The following is a 14,573-nucleotide window of genomic DNA, read 5'->3' on the forward strand; positions in this document are numbered from 1 at the left end:
CTCGATGGGGATGGGAATTTGCCGTGCCACGCGCAGACCCCGGGCCTCCAAATCGCGTGCAAGAACCGCTTCGTACACCGTGTCCAACGGCCCGGGACCCGTCTCGCGATGAAGCGCCACCCCGCAAGCCACGATGATGCTTCCTGTCTCATTCTGTTTCGGGGGATTCCATCTTCGTGTTCCCTGTGTCTCCGTGTGAGTTCATTCCTGTCTTTAGGGAGACAATAAGATCCCTCCAGCGAGGACTTTCTTATCCGGCGATCGGGGTGGACAGCCGTCCGTTGATTCGTGTACATCCAATAGCGTACTTTGACCAGAGATGTGGCCCCGGGAACTAAACTCGACCAGATGGCTGTTTTCGCAGGTGGCGCATTGTCAATCAGGCCCGTGACACCCATCAGGAGACTTCTCATGCGCGTTCTAACCGTCTTGTTGCTGGCTGCAGCCACAGCCCAGGCCGCAGTAGAAACGGAATCCATTACGTATCGCGAGGGCGACACCGAACTGACCGGTTACCTTGCCCGAAACACGGCTGTCAAGAAACCCGCGCCGGGTATTCTCATCGTTCACGACTGGACCGGCCTGGGCGAGCAAGCGAAGAATACCGCGCGGCGCCTCGCCGAACTTGGTTATGTGGCGTTCGCCCTCGATATGTACGGCGGAGGTAAACTCGCGAAAGACTCGAACCAGGCCGCCGAGTGGTCCGCCACGTTCAAAAACGACCCGGCCCTTGCCCGGCGAAGGTTCGAGGCCGCCCTCAACGTGCTCCGGGCGCAGCCCGGCGTCGAGCCGGCGCGCATCGCCGCCATCGGATACTGCTTCGGCGGCACCATCGTGCTCGAAATGGCCCGGCTCGGCGTTGACGTGCAAGCCGTAGTCAGTTTTCACGGAGGCCTTGCCTCGAAGGTCCCCGAAGACCAGCGCCGCCCCGCGGCCGCCATCCTCGTGTGCCACGGCGCCGATGACCCCCACGTGCCCCAGACCGAAGTCAAGGCGTTCCTCGACGAGATGAAGGCGGCAAACGCCAAATTCGAGTTCGTGCAATACCAGGGAGCGGTTCACAGCTTCACGAACCCCGAAGCTGATTCGGAAGGCGCCCGGTTCGAGCCTACCGCCGCACGGCGCTCGTGGATAGCCATGCTCAATTTCCTGGAACTTGTTTTTGTGGGGACTCCAGCCTATAAATAGAGCGTGTTTACCGAGTCCCATCAGAATTGGAAAGAGGAACCATGACGTATTTTCGTACAGCATTCGCTTTGACTGTGATCACGGCCGCAACGCTGGCCGGCGCCGCCGAAGTAATAATGCGGGCGCCCGCACACAATGAATACCCCACGCTGAATCCCGGCGGAATGAGCGTCCTCCCAAACGGCCGGCGCATCACGCCTTCCGGCGGGATGTTCCGGGTCAGGCCCCATCCCTACGGCCTGACCATGAGCGCGGACGGGCGCTGGGTCGTCTCCGTCAGCAGCGACGGCCCCCAACTCTCGATTCTTGATATGAAAAACCCCGGCGCTCCGGAGGTTTTCTTCATCCCCGACGATCAGAACCCCGGCGAAGGGGTGCTCGATGCGGCGTTCATGGGCTTGGCCATTGCTCCAGACAATAAGACCTTGTATGTCGCCGGGGGAGGGGATTGGAGCGTCACCGCATTCGACCTCGAGGCGCGGTCCCGGCTGTTTCGCATCGATTGCGCCCACGATGCCGACGGCCAGAACTTCCGAAACGGTTATGCTGGCGATCTGCGGCTAAGCCACGACGGGAGAACTCTTTACGTCTGCGATCAATCGAACTTCAGGATGCTTATCATCGATGTTGAACAACGGGCGGTCGTCCGGTCGATACCGGTAGGACGCTACCCCTTTGGCATCGCTCTGTCCCCCGGCGGGGGTCATGCCTACGTGGCCAACGTGGGGATATACGAATACTCATACTTCCGAACACAGGACGGCAACTATGCCAAGCTGCCGTTCCCGCCCTTCGGAGTGCCCTCGAAAGAGGCCGAGGAAGGTGTGACTATTGACGGCGTGGTGGTGCAGGGCCTTGGCGACCCGAACGACATCGCGGGCATGTCGGTCTGGAAACTCCGCATTTCGCGTCCGGGGAAGGAGAAGGTCGTCGGCAAGACGAAAACCGGCCACCTCGTGGGCGAACAGCTCGAGGGTTTTCCGGCCGTGGGCGGCAGCAGCCCCAATTCCATCGCCGTGACCAAATCGCATGTTTATGTGTCAAACGGCAGCAACGACAGCATCACCGTGATACATGCCCGCTCGGGCAAACGCGACAAGGATATAGACCTCATCCTGCATCCGCTCGCGGCGAATCTCCGGGGCATGATCCCGTTTGGCGTCGCGCTCTCTCCGGACCATAGCACGTTATACGTTGCCGAAGCAGGCATTAACGCCATCGGCATCGTACGCCTGAGCGACCACCAAGTCATTGGCCACATTCCCACTGCGTGGTTCCCCAGCAAACTCGCGGTATCTCCCGATGGGAAACGGCTCTACGTAGCCTGCGCCAAAGGCGTTGGCTCAGGGCCGAACGCCGGCCCCAATCATAAAGAGGGCGACCCGACGGGTATCGGCGCCCTCATGCGCGGATACATCAACATCATCGACCTGCCGCAGACCCAGGAAGAACTCGATACGCTTACCAAACAGGTGGTCGAGAATAACGTCGCGATTATCCTCGCGGAATCTGATGGCCGAGCCCGGAACCATCCGGTGCCGGCTGCGCCCGGCAAATGGAAGAGCCCCATCAAACACGTCATTTATGTCACCAAGGAAAACCGGACCTACGACGAGGTCTTTGGAGCGCTGCCGGGAGGAAGAGGCGACGCGGAGTTGTGCCGCCTCGGCCGCCCAATCGACATCACCAACGCCGACAACACCCGCACGGTCAAAGACGTCGTCCTGATGCCCAACCATGTTGCTCTGGCCAAGCGGTTCGCCATCAACGACAACTTCTACTGCGACTCCGACCACAGCGTGGATGGCCATCGCTGGCTGGTCGGCACCTACCCCAACGAGTTCATGGAAGCGCGTATTGGAGAATCCGCTGAAGGCAATGGCCCCGGGAACTTCTCTTTCATAGGGTCTTCCGGCGCCATTTATCCGGAGGACTATAACGAAGCGGGCGCCATTTGGGAACACCTCGACCGTAACGGCATCCGATTCTCCAATTTCGGACTGGGCTTCGAATTCAAACCCCAGGAAGAGGAGCAGGAATACCGGTATACCGGCATTCGCCTGAACACCAATTACCCGTTGCCGCAGCCCCTGTTCGAGAATACCTCGCGCATCTTCGCCACCTACAACACAAACATCCCCGACCAGTTCCGAATGGACATGTTCGAGCAGGAATTCCGCGAAAAATGGGTCTCGGGCAAGGAACCCTTTCCCGATGTAATCACCATGATGCTGCCAAACGACCACGGAGCCGGGGAGCGCCCCGCTGATGGCTACCCCTTCTGGGGATCCTACATGAGCGACAACGACCTTGCCCTCGGCCGTCTCGTCGAGCTAATCAGCCACAGCCCATGGTGGAACGAAACCGTGATTTTCGTCACTGAGGACGACGCGCAGGGATACCGTGATACCGTAGACGCACACCGCTCCGTCTGCATGGTCATAAGCCCCTACGCAAAGAAAGGATACGTCTCGAATACGCATTCGAGCTTCGGCAGCATCCTGAAAACGATGTTTCTCATACACGGTCTGCCTCCGCTGAATCAGTATGACGGTTTCTCGTCTGATTTGTCGGACATGTTTGACGCCGAACCGGCCAACGCCGCGCCATACAAGGCATTACCCGTGAATCAGGAAGTCTTTGACCCGCAGAAGGCGTTCGATCCCTTCGACCGGGAGTTCAACTGGCAGGCCTTGAACGATTTTGTACCCCTCGACCATCAGGAGTTCCTGGATACCGACACGTACGGTCATTCAGGGGAAACCGGTCACGGCCCCCGGAGAGCCGAATAGGACCCGGGGTTCAACACGTCAAACCAATACCGCACACGCGACACAACAATGGAAAGGTTCCCATACCCAATGTTTGGACGGAGAGAGCAGACTCGCCGTGAAGAATTGGTCAATTCCGCCACCCATGGCGTGGCTGTAGCGCTCAGCATCGCGGCCCTCACCGTGCTGGTGGTATTCTCGAGCCTTCAAGGCGACCCGTGGAAGATCGTGGGGTTCAGCATATACGGCGCGTCGCTTATCGCCCTGTACACTGCGTCCACGGTGTATCACGCCGTTCCGTCGCGGCGTTTTCGCCCCTTCTTGCGCCGGCTCGATCATTCGTGCATCTATTTGCTCATCGCAGGCACCTATACGCCTTTCGTGCTGGTCGTCGTGCGCGACGCCTGGGGCTGGACCTTGTTCGGTCTCGTGTGGGCGTCGGCTATCACGGGGATTCTCTTCAAGATCTTCTATACCGGGCGGTTCGAAATCGTCTCGACGCTATGGTATGTGATGATGGGCTGGACAGCGATCATCGCCATCAAGCCTCTCATCCAGACCATGCCCGCCGGCGTATGGCCCTGGCTGGTGGGCGGCGGATTATGCTACACCTTCGGCGTTCTGTTCTATGCCATGGGAAAACTGCGTTACAACCACGCGGTCTGGCACCTGTTTGTGCTGTGCGGAAGCCTGCTCCACTTCCTCTCGTTCCTGCTCTTTGTCCTGCCCGAGAACGGATGAGCCAGAATTCGCCTGCGAGACGCTGCCCCGCCGGTAAGCGAGACTCCGCACGCCGATGCGGCGCACGCCATGCGTTGCTGCCCCCCCACACACCGGTACTATCCTGTAACTGTTACCTCATACGAGATGCGCAGGAAAGTCCCCTCAGGACCCGAGGCCGGCTCTTCACACAGGCATTCGATGGTCGCGGGACCGGCTTCCGTGAAGGTATGCGTCATCGCGTCCCCTTGGCCTGCGGGCTTTCCATTCACGGTCCAGGTGTACTTTCCGTATCCCGGGATTGCGCGCAGGGTGAACTCGACCTTCGCGGGTACCTTCCACTCGATTGCAGGCACCTTGGCTACCATCGTTGAATCCTTTGCGGACGTAATGGTCTGGCCCCCCCGAGAAGCGGTATATTCCACAATCGCAAGTCCAGGCTTCTGAAACACATAGAACAGCCGGACGGCGCCGGTGCCCTCCGCAACGACGGTATCGTTTACCTTCCACGTGCAGGTCGCGCCCTCGATGGCATCGAGCTGCAAGTCCAGCGCCTGCCCTTCGTAATAGACCTCCGGCAAGGTGAAAGTCACCTCCGCCGTCCCCAGGGATGTGACCAGTCCCATGCGCTTGCGCAATTCCTCTACCGTGATCCCCATCGAGGCGGCCACCTTCTCCAACGTTCCCGGCATCTCATCCAGCGGCGTAAACACTTGCAGCTTCAGGTCGCCTGAAGAGGTCTTGAGCACAAGGTCGTAGCTGCCGACTTCACAATACTCGGTTGGAGTGAGTCTCAGTGCCCCGTCCGATCTGTCATAACGGAACATCTCGTCATAGTCGTGGCCGCTTGCCCAAAGCTTGATCTCCCCCATCTCGGCAGCGGGCAGCAGCTGTCCGTCCCGCGTGAGCACCGTTGCCACGGACTCATCGGTGCGATGGAATACAAGAACATCGGGCTCGGCCTTCAACGCCGCCGCAGCCGCGGGAGCGGCCGCCACAACAATCACCCCAAATGCGACCAGAGCAATGAACGTCTCCGCCGGGACATTCCGTCTGCTGATCCTCCTGACCCCGATTAGTGTGTTCCATCGCATGTTTCAAGCCTCCTCGACAAAATCGCCCTTCATTCATTCCACCGGACAGCACTCGCAGGCATCCTGCCATCAGGCCTGCAGACCCGGAAAGACACCGCTATCATATTTATTCCCAGACACATTTCACAGTTCCCGGGACTTCTTTGACGGAAAGATGGGACTCCTCAAGAAGAGACGCGTGCGGCGCTAGAGATTACGAGCGCGAGGGGTGCCGCATTCTCGAAATGACGGCAGGTCAACTCAGGTTTTCGCCGTGTTCTCGCTCGTACCAGGCTCGCCAGGATTCAGCATAATTGCCTATCCAGTCCAAGACGGCCTGAGCTCCGAGGTCCCGTCGTGCTTTCTCGGACTCGATCCACTTGTACCGCTGGATTTCCTCGCGCTGCATAGCCAGATATTGGCGCTGGCGCTCCTCACGCCACCTGAGGGCGTGGTTTTCCTGCCAATCCTCAAGAGCTTCCTGAAAACTGACTTCGACGCCGCGCACCTCAGCAAGCGATTGCTGGTGCTGTCGAACGGCATAAATCTCGGGCTGCGTCAACGAAATTCCCCCTTCTGGCCAGGCGGCACACCCATTTGACTCTTTCCCCCCTGGGGTAGCCATGCCATCACTCGCAGGTGAAAAGTCCAGACCAGACATAGTCACTACCTCTCATTCTCACCTGCAATAGTCTACAAAAGAATCAATAAAGTGTAACATAATGCTGAGTCTTTTCAAACTGCCCAGTTCGGTCAGCCCAAATCAAGTGTATCGGCTTACGGTGAGGTTACACACTCCGACTCGGGCCATTGCTGCCTTGTTAAACGCCTTTTCTCGGCTATGTATATCTGGAATTTACCAAAAAACCGGTGCGTTCCGCAAATATCTTAGAGATTTTATGGTTCCGCCGCACCGAAAGAGAGAAATACGACGGCACGAAGAGTGTTTTTAATCTCTGCGCGCTGTTCGCTAAGTATTTGATGTTGAATTTGTTAGCCGGTGTACGACAGAGTGCGGCGAACAATCCGCGGGGTGGCAAGGCATGTTGGACAAAAACGAACACAAAGAGCGCGCAACCGCTATGGTCAGAGGCAACGTGCACGCTATTCCTGAAGAACTCCTTGTGCGGGCGCTGCGGAGCTGTCATACGAACCGTGGTCCTCGGATTGGCCATCTTCATGACCCCGGTAACTATCTGAGGTGTGCTAGATGTGCTAGCCATACTGGTCGAGAGCGTTTTCAAACCGCCCTATCTGAGGCTCCAGATCAGCGACATCCTCGCCACGTTCGGCGCGTTCATGGCGGTGCTGACAGCCATCGAGATCTTCGTCAATATCACGGTCTACTTGCGCGAAGACGTCATTCACGTGAAGACCGTGATGGCGACGGCTCTGATGGCCATCGCACGGAAAGTCATCATTCTGGAAGTCAAGGACGAAGATACGACCCCTCTCGTGATATTTTCGATTGCGGCGCTGGTGCTTGCCATGAGTATCGGTTATTACCTGGCGGTTGTGAGAGCAGGCGATAGAGACGTTCGAGACACTCCAAGAGAACCTTCTCCCAAATAGCCGATGTGCCGCCGTCTTGCGTGGGACCCGGCAACACGGTACGATTGACATCGCCATCCGAAGAACGGCGGCGGGGAGGAGAATCCCATGAAACACAGACTTCTTCTGGCAGCATCTCTGATCTTGGCGTCGGCCGGGGCGTTCGCTCAGGATGCGGGTCTCTGGGTCCAGGTGTGGTCATACGACATGCCCGGCGAACAGGAATACCTGGACCAGCTCGGGCAGGTGTTCACCCGGGAAACCGGCGAAGCCGTTCGAATGACATTCGACAAATGGGACCAAGCTCACGATGCTATCGCTAAATGGGCGGCGGACGGCACGGGACCCGACCTTGTTGTGGTGCCGGACATCTGGCTGGCCGAGTTTGCGCCGCATCTGGAACCTCTGAATACGCTTGTCGGCCAGAGCCTGAAAGATCAGTTCTACCCGGTGCTCTTCGAAAAGGGGGTATATGAAGGCAACGTGTTAGGGCTGGTTTGGGCAACCTCGACCAAGGCGCTGTTCTACCGCAGGGATCTCTTCGAAAAGGCCGGCATCAACCCGCCGAAAACCTGGGAGGAGCAGCTGGGTGCAGCGGTCGCGCTGAACAATCCGCCGCATGTCTATGGCTTGGGCCTGCCTGGCAAACGCGAATACGAGACGGACGACAACCTCTATTTCTATTTCTGGTCGGCCGGGGGCGAATTCTTTGACGCTGACGGGAGGTGCACACTAAACAGCGAGGCGGGGGTCAAAGCGCTTCAGTTCTACGTTGACTTGGCCAACAAGTATCACGTAACACAGCCGGAACTCACCACGTGGAGCAGAAAAGAAACCCGGCGGCTTTTCGAGCAGGGCCGCCTGGCCATGTTCGCCGAGGGGCCGTGGACCATCGAGCAGTGCCGCAAGAATGCCCCGGGCCTTGATTTCGGCGTAGTACCGCTTCCCGCCGACAAGAGACTCGTCACCCAGCTCATTACTGACCACCTTGTGCTCATGCGTTACTCCACGAGGAAGGAATTGGCCAAACGCTTCATTGATATCGCGTACCGGGACGAGCAGCGGCTGGCGTACACAAAACTCGGCTTGATTCCCGAGAAAAAGACGGTGGCCCAGGATCCCCACTTCCAGGACGACCCCCTCTGGAAGGTGTTCGTGGACGTGATTCCCCACGGGAAAACCATACCGCTTATCAAATGGGAAGAGATTGGCATCGCGGTCCGGGAGGCGCTCTACCAGGCCTTGAGCGCGCGGCAGACACCCCGGGAGGCGCTGGACGCTCTGGCGGCTCAGATCGACCAGATACGCGGAAAACAGATGTGACCAACTTCACGGGTCCCGGCGGCCTCCCAATGGTGCCGCCGGTTCAGAAAGAGGGTACGTGCCACACGCAGCCATATTGAAGCCCAAGGAGGAGCGCCGGCTCCTTCGGGGGCATCGTTGGGCGTATCGCAATGAATTTGCGTCGCTTCCGGATGCTCAGGACGGGGAGTTGGTCGACGTTTTGGCGGATGGAGGCCGGTTTGTGGGCCGCGGTTTCTTTCAGGCGTCGGGGGGCATCGCCGTCAGGATCCTCACGCTCGAGGATAAGCCCATTGACGGCGAGCTGTTGCGGGCACGCATTCACCGCGCGCGCCGCTATCGCGACCAGCTCTACGGCGGCTCGACCGTCTACCGCTGGGTCTATGCGGAAAGCGACGGCCTTCCTGCGTTGATAGCGGACCGGTACGATTGCATGGTTTCCGTCCAGGCAGGCAGCCCTTTCTATGCCGGCCACGCGGAGGGCATTGCGGAAGCCATTATGGAATCCGGAGACGTAAGGGGCGTGCGCTTCGAGGCCGGTGGAAAGGCCCTGCATTTCGGCGAGTTCCTTTCTCCGATCGAAGTGTCGTTGAACGGCATCCGGTTCCATGTCGATGTCGAGCAAGGGCAGAAGACAGGCATGTTCCTCGATCAGCGGGAGAATGTCCGCATGCTCGAACCCATCGTAAAGGGCGCACGAGTCCTGGACGGACACTGCTATACGGGTCTATGGGGCGTGTCCGCAGCCTGCTGGGGGGCGCAAGAGGTCATCGGTTTTGACACCTCGGCGCCAGCCATCGAGATGGCTGCCGAGAACGCGCGATTGAACCGGGTCGAGGCCCGGTGCTCCTTCAAATGCGCGGATGTTCAGACGGCGCTCCACGAGAAGAAGCACTACGATGTCGTGATGCTCGATCCTCCGGCACTGGCAAAGGCACGCGGCCAGAAACGCAACGCGCTCGGCGCCTACCTCGCCCTGAACCGGTTGGCAATGGACGCCGTGGCGCCGGGAGGCTGGCTGTTCACATCATCCTGCTCGCATTTTGTAGACGCGCCGGAGTTCCTGGAGATGCTCAAGCGGGCGGGCCGAAGCGCCCAGCGCGACCTCTGGGTGGTTCGAGTGTGCGGAGCGGCCCCTGACCACCCCGTGCTGATGGGCATGCCGGAAACGGCCTATCTCACGTGTGCCGCCCTCCGGCTCATGTAAGCCCGGCACCACTCAGACGAGAACCCGTTCCATCGCTTCGATCGAGGATACATACACCACATTCAGCCGCTTAAGTTCATTGACAAGCCCCGCGTCGTTGCCGCCGATCACATAGATGGGCAACGATTCGAAACCCCGTGTCCCGCGCAGAACGCGACAGATATCCACCGCGGAGATTCCGCCCTGCCCGGCGCCGACCCAGAAACAACTCGGAGGCGCCTTGCGCAGGCTGAAAAAGGCGTCGACGACGCTGGACACGGTGGTTACAAGATACCCTTTCTTCTCGAGACGAACGCGTGTGCTGTCCGAACGGACGTCTTCGCTCTCCAACAACAGCGCGCGTTTCTGGCTCTTTCCCGCGGACGCGTGCCCGGTGGCCGCCGCGACAAAAGCATCGCAGGTTCTGCACGCCTCCTCGCCCTCGTCGAACATGCAGCCGAGCAGGAATCCCTTCCCGACGGCGCGGGCGCTGCGCACCGTGGCGCGGCCGCCCAAAACCGTGCTGGCGTCGGGCAAATGAAACGACACCTGGATAGAAGTATCCGGACCGACACGCGTTTGCGTCCAGAGTCCGCAACCGCCGGCACTCACGTCAACGGTCTCGCCATCGACCTCGTTCTGCCCCTGGCGGAGGATCTTGCATGGCACGCGCACTGCGAGCCGCTCGTGTTTGCGAATGTCGACGCACTCGAGCTTGCGAGGCCACGACACCCGAAGATACGGGGACGCATTGTCGCCGATCTTGAGAAGGGTGCAAGGGAATCCGCACGCCTTCCCTTCGGACAGAAAACGGACCAGACACCGCTGCGATTTGGCGAAGGGCGTACTGGTTTCATCCGTAACGGGCTTATCCAATAGAACATAGCTTCCCTGATACCATCCTCGAACAACTGTGGAATAGCGCTTTTCATCCCGATCTCCGGGATTCGTATGGATTACTGCCGGACATCCGACCGCGAAAAGGCCATCCATCTCCCAATGCTCATTAAGCATGTCGTCTCTCCGCCAACCCAGTGTCCCCTGCCGTTCGCCCCGTTGCCGTATCTGCATTGGTGCCTGACGGCCATTACAGAGACAATTCTACTCGCATAGGGTACCACGCATCATCCTTCGGTGCCAAATGGGCCCACCTCGTCAAGGGGGATTCAAATGGGGATCCGGCGTTGAGATAGTGGCGTGGACAAGGCAATTGAGCCTGTCTGTCTCCGTCGTTATACTAGGTGGGGCATGGGGGGCGAAACATGCGAAATGTGGTACGGCGTTACCGTACGTGGAAACACGGCCGTAAGTTCGTGAAAATAGGCAAGGGCTGCCGGTTTCTGGGTAAGAACTTGCTGGTCGAGGGCCACGTCGAGTTGGGCGAGCGCGTCAAGATCCGCGATAACGTCATCATGCGTACTAACGGCGATGGGAAGATCCTCATCGGCGACCGCACGGGCATCAGCTTTTACTGCCTGTTGGAAGCCACGACCGTGGTCAAGATCGGTAAATACACGGGCATGGCCGAATTCACCGTTGTGCGGGACACCAATCATCTCGTGTACGGCACGGCAGAGCATTGGCGCTTGACCCCGCACATTGCGGAACCGATCGTCATTGGCAATTGCGTCATGATCACCAGCCGCTGTTACATCGGCCCCGGTGTTGCCATCGGCGACGGCGCCGTCGTGGCGCCCAACAGCCTCGTGGTCAAGGATATTGGCCCACTCGAAGTATGGGGCGGAAATCCGGCGCGCAAAATGGGCCATCGCATAAAGGGACCGGTTGCCGCGGCAATGCAGAAGAAGTATGGCGCGCTCATCGAGAAATACGGCATCAAGGAAACGCCCTACGAGGAAGAACTCCGCGCCATCCAGGAGGCCGCCCTCGATGGAATCAACCGCGCCGCCGAGGAACGCGACAGACTCATGGAATCGCTGGGTATTCATGAGCGCATGGCACAAGTCGATTTAGACTGAGAGCATTTCGAGGCGTCCAGAGGGGCGTGGATTAAGCCCCGCATCGAGGATAGGCATGCGTATTGGTCTCATGGCGATCAACGGTGTTCGTCCCTACGATCCCCAGGTGAATGCACTGGGCCGGTCGTTGTACGGCATCGCGGAGCGCTGGAACCACATTGCCTCGCTCCCCAGCCTTGCTCTGCTCACCCTGGCCGGCATGACCGGCGGCGAACATCAATACGAGTACTGGGAATTGGACGACCTGGAGAAGGAAGACCCCCTCCCATCAGATTTCGATCTCGTGGCTATCTCGAGCTACAGCGCCAAGATCGGCAGGGCATACGAGTTGTCGGAGCAGTACCGGGCACTGGGCATCCCCACGGTCATTGGCGGCCCTCACGTGAGCTGTCTGCCGGAAGAGGCGGCCGCGCACTGCGACGCCGTCGTCATCGGCGAAGGCGAAATGTGCTGGCTGGACCTCTTGCGCGATTGCGAACGAGGCAGGCTCAAGCGGTTCTACGGCGACTTGAATGCCTGTTTCGATATGGCCCGGTCGCCCATGCCCGCATACGAGCTGTTGAATCTCAAGAGATACAACCGATTGCCCGTGCAAACGAGCCGAGGCTGCCCGCACCGCTGCGAGTTCTGCGCCAGCTCGGTTCTGATCGCCGGCAAGTACAAGCAAAAACCCATCGAAAACGTGCTCGCCGAAATCGGCAAGATTAAGTCTCTTTGGAAACGCCCGTTTATCGAACTTGCCGACGACAACAGCTTCGTCGATATGCGCTACTGGAAACGTCTCCTGCGCGAGATGAAAGACTGCCAGGTCCGCTGGTTTACCCAGACCGATATCGCCGTAGCCCACGATGCCGAGCTTCTGACCCTTCTGAGGGAAAGCGGATGCGTTCAACTGCTGATCGGATTCGAGAGCCCCTCGCCCGACGACCTGCACGGCCTCGAACTCAAAAGCGACTGGAAGAGCTTTCATACCCGCGGGGCCGCTGAAGCTATCCGCAGAATCCAATCCCACGGCATCACGGTCCTGGGCTGTTTCGTCCTGGGTATGGACGCCCAAGGGCCGGATTGCTTCGATGAAGTGTATAAGTTCTGCCACAATACGGAGTTGTTCGACGTCCAGGTCACCGTGCTCACACCGTTTCCCGGCACGCCGTTGTACGACCGGCTGCTCCGCGAAGGACGGCTGCTCGAACCCAGGGCCTGGCACAAATGCACCCTCTACGACGTCAACTTCGTTCCCAGACGCATGAGCCCCGAGGAACTCACTGAAGGGTTCAACCGCCTCATCACTCTCGTCTACGGCACGGAAGAGACCAAGTGGCGGCGCCGCTGTTTCCGGAAACATCTCCGCGAGTCAAAGGTCCAGTCCTGATAGAGGGGGACTGATGAATAGAGAAGGTGATTATTCATGGTCACCCTGATCTCCATTTCCGTAATGAATGCATGCTGTTACTCATTCCCATGGCCGTGATGGCCCCGTCATCCAATCCGTATGTCCAGCCGCCCGACACCGCCGCGTCGCGCTTACTGTTTTGGAGACCTAGCGGTCATAAGAGTGGCGCGGTCCGGAGACCACGCCACAGCTGAGCGCCTTAGTGGTTCCATCATAAGAAGCACCTCCACACAAAGGCACTCCGTTCATCTGTGTGATCTGCGGATGCGTATTCGGCATCCAGGCCGTTTCGGAGACACATCCATCGGAAACCGCGGCGCGGGCGCCTGGGTCAGTGCTGGTCGAGTTCTTCGAGGAGGCGCAGTGCGGCGTCGGGGCGGTTGGTGATGATGGCGTTGACGCCGAGCGCCGCGAACTGGCGCATGTCGGGGATTTCATCAACGGTCCAGACCGCGATGCTGCGTCCGGCTGCCTGCATGGCGGCAAGGCGGCCAGGAGTGATTCCTTCGGCGTTGGCGTTCCATCCATCGAGCCCCAGCAGGAACACCCACCGCGCTCCCTGTTCCCATTTATCGTGTTCTTCGGCCTTGAGCCCGCTGAGGAACTCGACCCGCAAGCCGGGGACGGAGAGTTTGGCCACCGCGCAGCAGACGGGCGAGAAGGACTGAACGACAACCTGCTTATCCATCTTGCGTTCACGCACGAGACGGATGACTTTCTGCGTGAGTTCGTAGTTGCGCGAGCCGCTGTTGGCGATTAGCGCGAGTATCTCCGCTCCCTGTTCGGGGGTCAGGGCGGGAATGTCCCTGGCGCGGTCGAGTATGGCCTGCTCCAGTTCCGCGTCGTCGGCGCTGTCCTTGATCTCGATATACACCCCGATCTTTCCCTTGGCGAAATCGAGGGTCTCGGCAAGGGTGGGCAGCGGTTCGCCGGCATAATCCGGGTGTTTCCATGTGCCGGCATCGAGTTTTTTCAGTTCCGCCAAGGCCATCCGGGAGACTTCGCCCTTGGCGTTGGTCGTACGATCCACGGTGCCGTCGTGGATGCAGATGACCTCGCCGTCCTTGGTAAGGGTGCAATCAAGTTCGAACCAATCGGCCTTGAGTTCGTGGGCGAGACGAAATGCCGCAAGGGTGTTCTCGGGCGCCTTGGCACTCGCGCCGCGGTGGGCGACGACGTCAATGCCCGAGTCCCTGCGGCCGGTTCTTCCCATCGTGGCGCAACCTGTCATGGCAATGGCTCCAATCGTAACGAGCAGAACAAGCGGTTTCATGCGGCACACTCCTTCATGGCGGTCATAGAGTAGCGCACATCTCCGGCAATTCGGAAATGTCGCGTATTCGCACTTCCGGCATGTGGGCCGGACTGTCGTGCACCCGCCCGGCGTGTTCGCTGTCGACGAGGACGGCG

11 protein-coding genes and 1 pseudogene are annotated in these 14,573 nt (G+C 59.2%); 8 read left to right on the top strand and 4 right to left on the bottom strand.

Annotated features, from left to right (window positions below):
* Positions 1–411: 411 nt before the first annotated feature.
* From PLJ71_06615 to PLJ71_06625, 3 genes are all read left to right on the top strand, one after another.
* The gene (locus tag PLJ71_06615; GenBank protein ID HQM48343.1) at positions 412–1,188 is read left to right on the top strand and encodes a dienelactone hydrolase family protein; all 777 of its coding nucleotides are present in this window, start codon (positions 412–414) and stop codon (positions 1,186–1,188) included.
* Positions 1,189–1,229: 41 nt separating this feature from the next.
* Positions 1,230–3,980, top strand: a complete 2,751-nt coding sequence (locus PLJ71_06620; GenBank protein ID HQM48344.1) for a bifunctional YncE family protein/alkaline phosphatase family protein — start codon at positions 1,230–1,232, stop codon at positions 3,978–3,980.
* Between the two features lie 69 nt (positions 3,981–4,049).
* On the top strand, positions 4,050–4,700 hold the full coding sequence (locus tag PLJ71_06625; GenBank protein HQM48345.1) for a hemolysin III family protein: 651 nt from the start codon (positions 4,050–4,052) through the stop codon (positions 4,698–4,700).
* A 98-nt stretch (positions 4,701–4,798) separates the two neighbouring features.
* Here the strand turns inward: PLJ71_06625 and PLJ71_06630 are convergent, their stop codons facing one another.
* On the bottom strand, positions 4,799–5,773 hold the full coding sequence (locus PLJ71_06630; protein ID HQM48346.1) for a hypothetical protein: 975 nt from the start codon (positions 5,771–5,773) through the stop codon (positions 4,799–4,801).
* A 235-nt stretch (positions 5,774–6,008) separates the two neighbouring features.
* A complete protein-coding gene (locus tag PLJ71_06635; GenBank protein ID HQM48347.1) occupies positions 6,009–6,314 on the bottom strand; it encodes a hypothetical protein in 306 nt (101 codons plus the stop codon).
* Between the two features lie 548 nt (positions 6,315–6,862).
* Here PLJ71_06635 and PLJ71_06640 point away from each other — a divergent pair.
* The 3 genes and pseudogenes from PLJ71_06640 to PLJ71_06650 all read left to right on the top strand — a co-directional run bounded on the left by PLJ71_06640 (position 6,863) and on the right by PLJ71_06650 (position 9,812).
* Positions 6,863–7,324: pseudogene (locus PLJ71_06640) on the top strand (phosphate-starvation-inducible PsiE family protein).
* Positions 7,325–7,411: 87 nt separating this feature from the next.
* Positions 7,412–8,626, top strand: a complete 1,215-nt coding sequence (locus PLJ71_06645) for a sugar ABC transporter substrate-binding protein (protein HQM48348.1) — start codon at positions 7,412–7,414, stop codon at positions 8,624–8,626.
* Positions 8,627–8,684: 58 nt separating this feature from the next.
* Entirely contained in the window at positions 8,685–9,812 is a 1,128-nt protein-coding gene (locus tag PLJ71_06650) for a class I SAM-dependent rRNA methyltransferase (protein ID HQM48349.1), read from the top strand.
* 12 nt (positions 9,813–9,824) lie between these two features.
* Here PLJ71_06650 and PLJ71_06655 read toward each other — a convergent pair whose 3' ends face one another.
* Positions 9,825–10,805: a PilZ domain-containing protein gene (locus PLJ71_06655; GenBank protein ID HQM48350.1), complete on the bottom strand. Its 981-nt coding sequence runs from the start codon at positions 10,803–10,805 to the stop codon at positions 9,825–9,827.
* 248 nt (positions 10,806–11,053) lie between these two features.
* Here PLJ71_06655 and PLJ71_06660 point away from each other — a divergent pair, with 248 nt between their 5' ends.
* Positions 11,054–11,770 (top strand): acyltransferase, encoded by a 717-nt coding sequence (locus tag PLJ71_06660; protein ID HQM48351.1) that lies wholly within the window; start codon positions 11,054–11,056, stop codon positions 11,768–11,770.
* 55 nt (positions 11,771–11,825) lie between these two features.
* A complete protein-coding gene (locus PLJ71_06665) occupies positions 11,826–13,142 on the top strand; it encodes a radical SAM protein (GenBank protein HQM48352.1) in 1,317 nt (438 codons plus the stop codon).
* Positions 13,143–13,494: 352 nt separating this feature from the next.
* Here the strand turns inward: PLJ71_06665 and PLJ71_06670 are convergent, their stop codons facing one another.
* Complete coding sequence (locus tag PLJ71_06670) at positions 13,495–14,436, bottom strand: glycerophosphodiester phosphodiesterase family protein (protein ID HQM48353.1); 942 nt, start codon at positions 14,434–14,436, stop codon at positions 13,495–13,497.
* Positions 14,437–14,573: the final 137 nt, after the last annotated feature.

The organism is Candidatus Hydrogenedentota bacterium, from assembly GCA_035416745.1.
In the GTDB taxonomy this organism is placed as follows: domain Bacteria; phylum Hydrogenedentota; class Hydrogenedentia; order Hydrogenedentales; family SLHB01; genus UBA2224.

What these genes read in the sequence shown, in the direction of transcription:
- PLJ71_06615 (HQM48343.1), top strand. Translation starts at nt 412, where the DNA reads ATGCGCGTTCTAACCGTCTTGTTGCTGGCTGCAGCCACAGCCCAGGCC.
- PLJ71_06620 (HQM48344.1), top strand. Translation starts at nt 1,230, where the DNA reads ATGACGTATTTTCGTACAGCATTCGCTTTGACTGTGATCACGGCCGCA.
- PLJ71_06625 (HQM48345.1), top strand. Translation starts at nt 4,050, where the DNA reads ATGTTTGGACGGAGAGAGCAGACTCGCCGTGAAGAATTGGTCAATTCC.
- PLJ71_06630 (HQM48346.1), bottom strand. Translation starts at nt 5,773, where the DNA reads ATGCGATGGAACACACTAATCGGGGTCAGGAGGATCAGCAGACGGAAT.
- PLJ71_06645 (HQM48348.1), top strand. Translation starts at nt 7,412, where the DNA reads ATGAAACACAGACTTCTTCTGGCAGCATCTCTGATCTTGGCGTCGGCC.
- PLJ71_06655 (HQM48350.1), bottom strand. Translation starts at nt 10,805, where the DNA reads ATGCTTAATGAGCATTGGGAGATGGATGGCCTTTTCGCGGTCGGATGT.
- PLJ71_06660 (HQM48351.1), top strand. Translation starts at nt 11,054, where the DNA reads ATGCGAAATGTGGTACGGCGTTACCGTACGTGGAAACACGGCCGTAAG.
- PLJ71_06665 (HQM48352.1), top strand. Translation starts at nt 11,826, where the DNA reads ATGCGTATTGGTCTCATGGCGATCAACGGTGTTCGTCCCTACGATCCC.
- PLJ71_06670 (HQM48353.1), bottom strand. Translation starts at nt 14,436, where the DNA reads ATGAAACCGCTTGTTCTGCTCGTTACGATTGGAGCCATTGCCATGACA.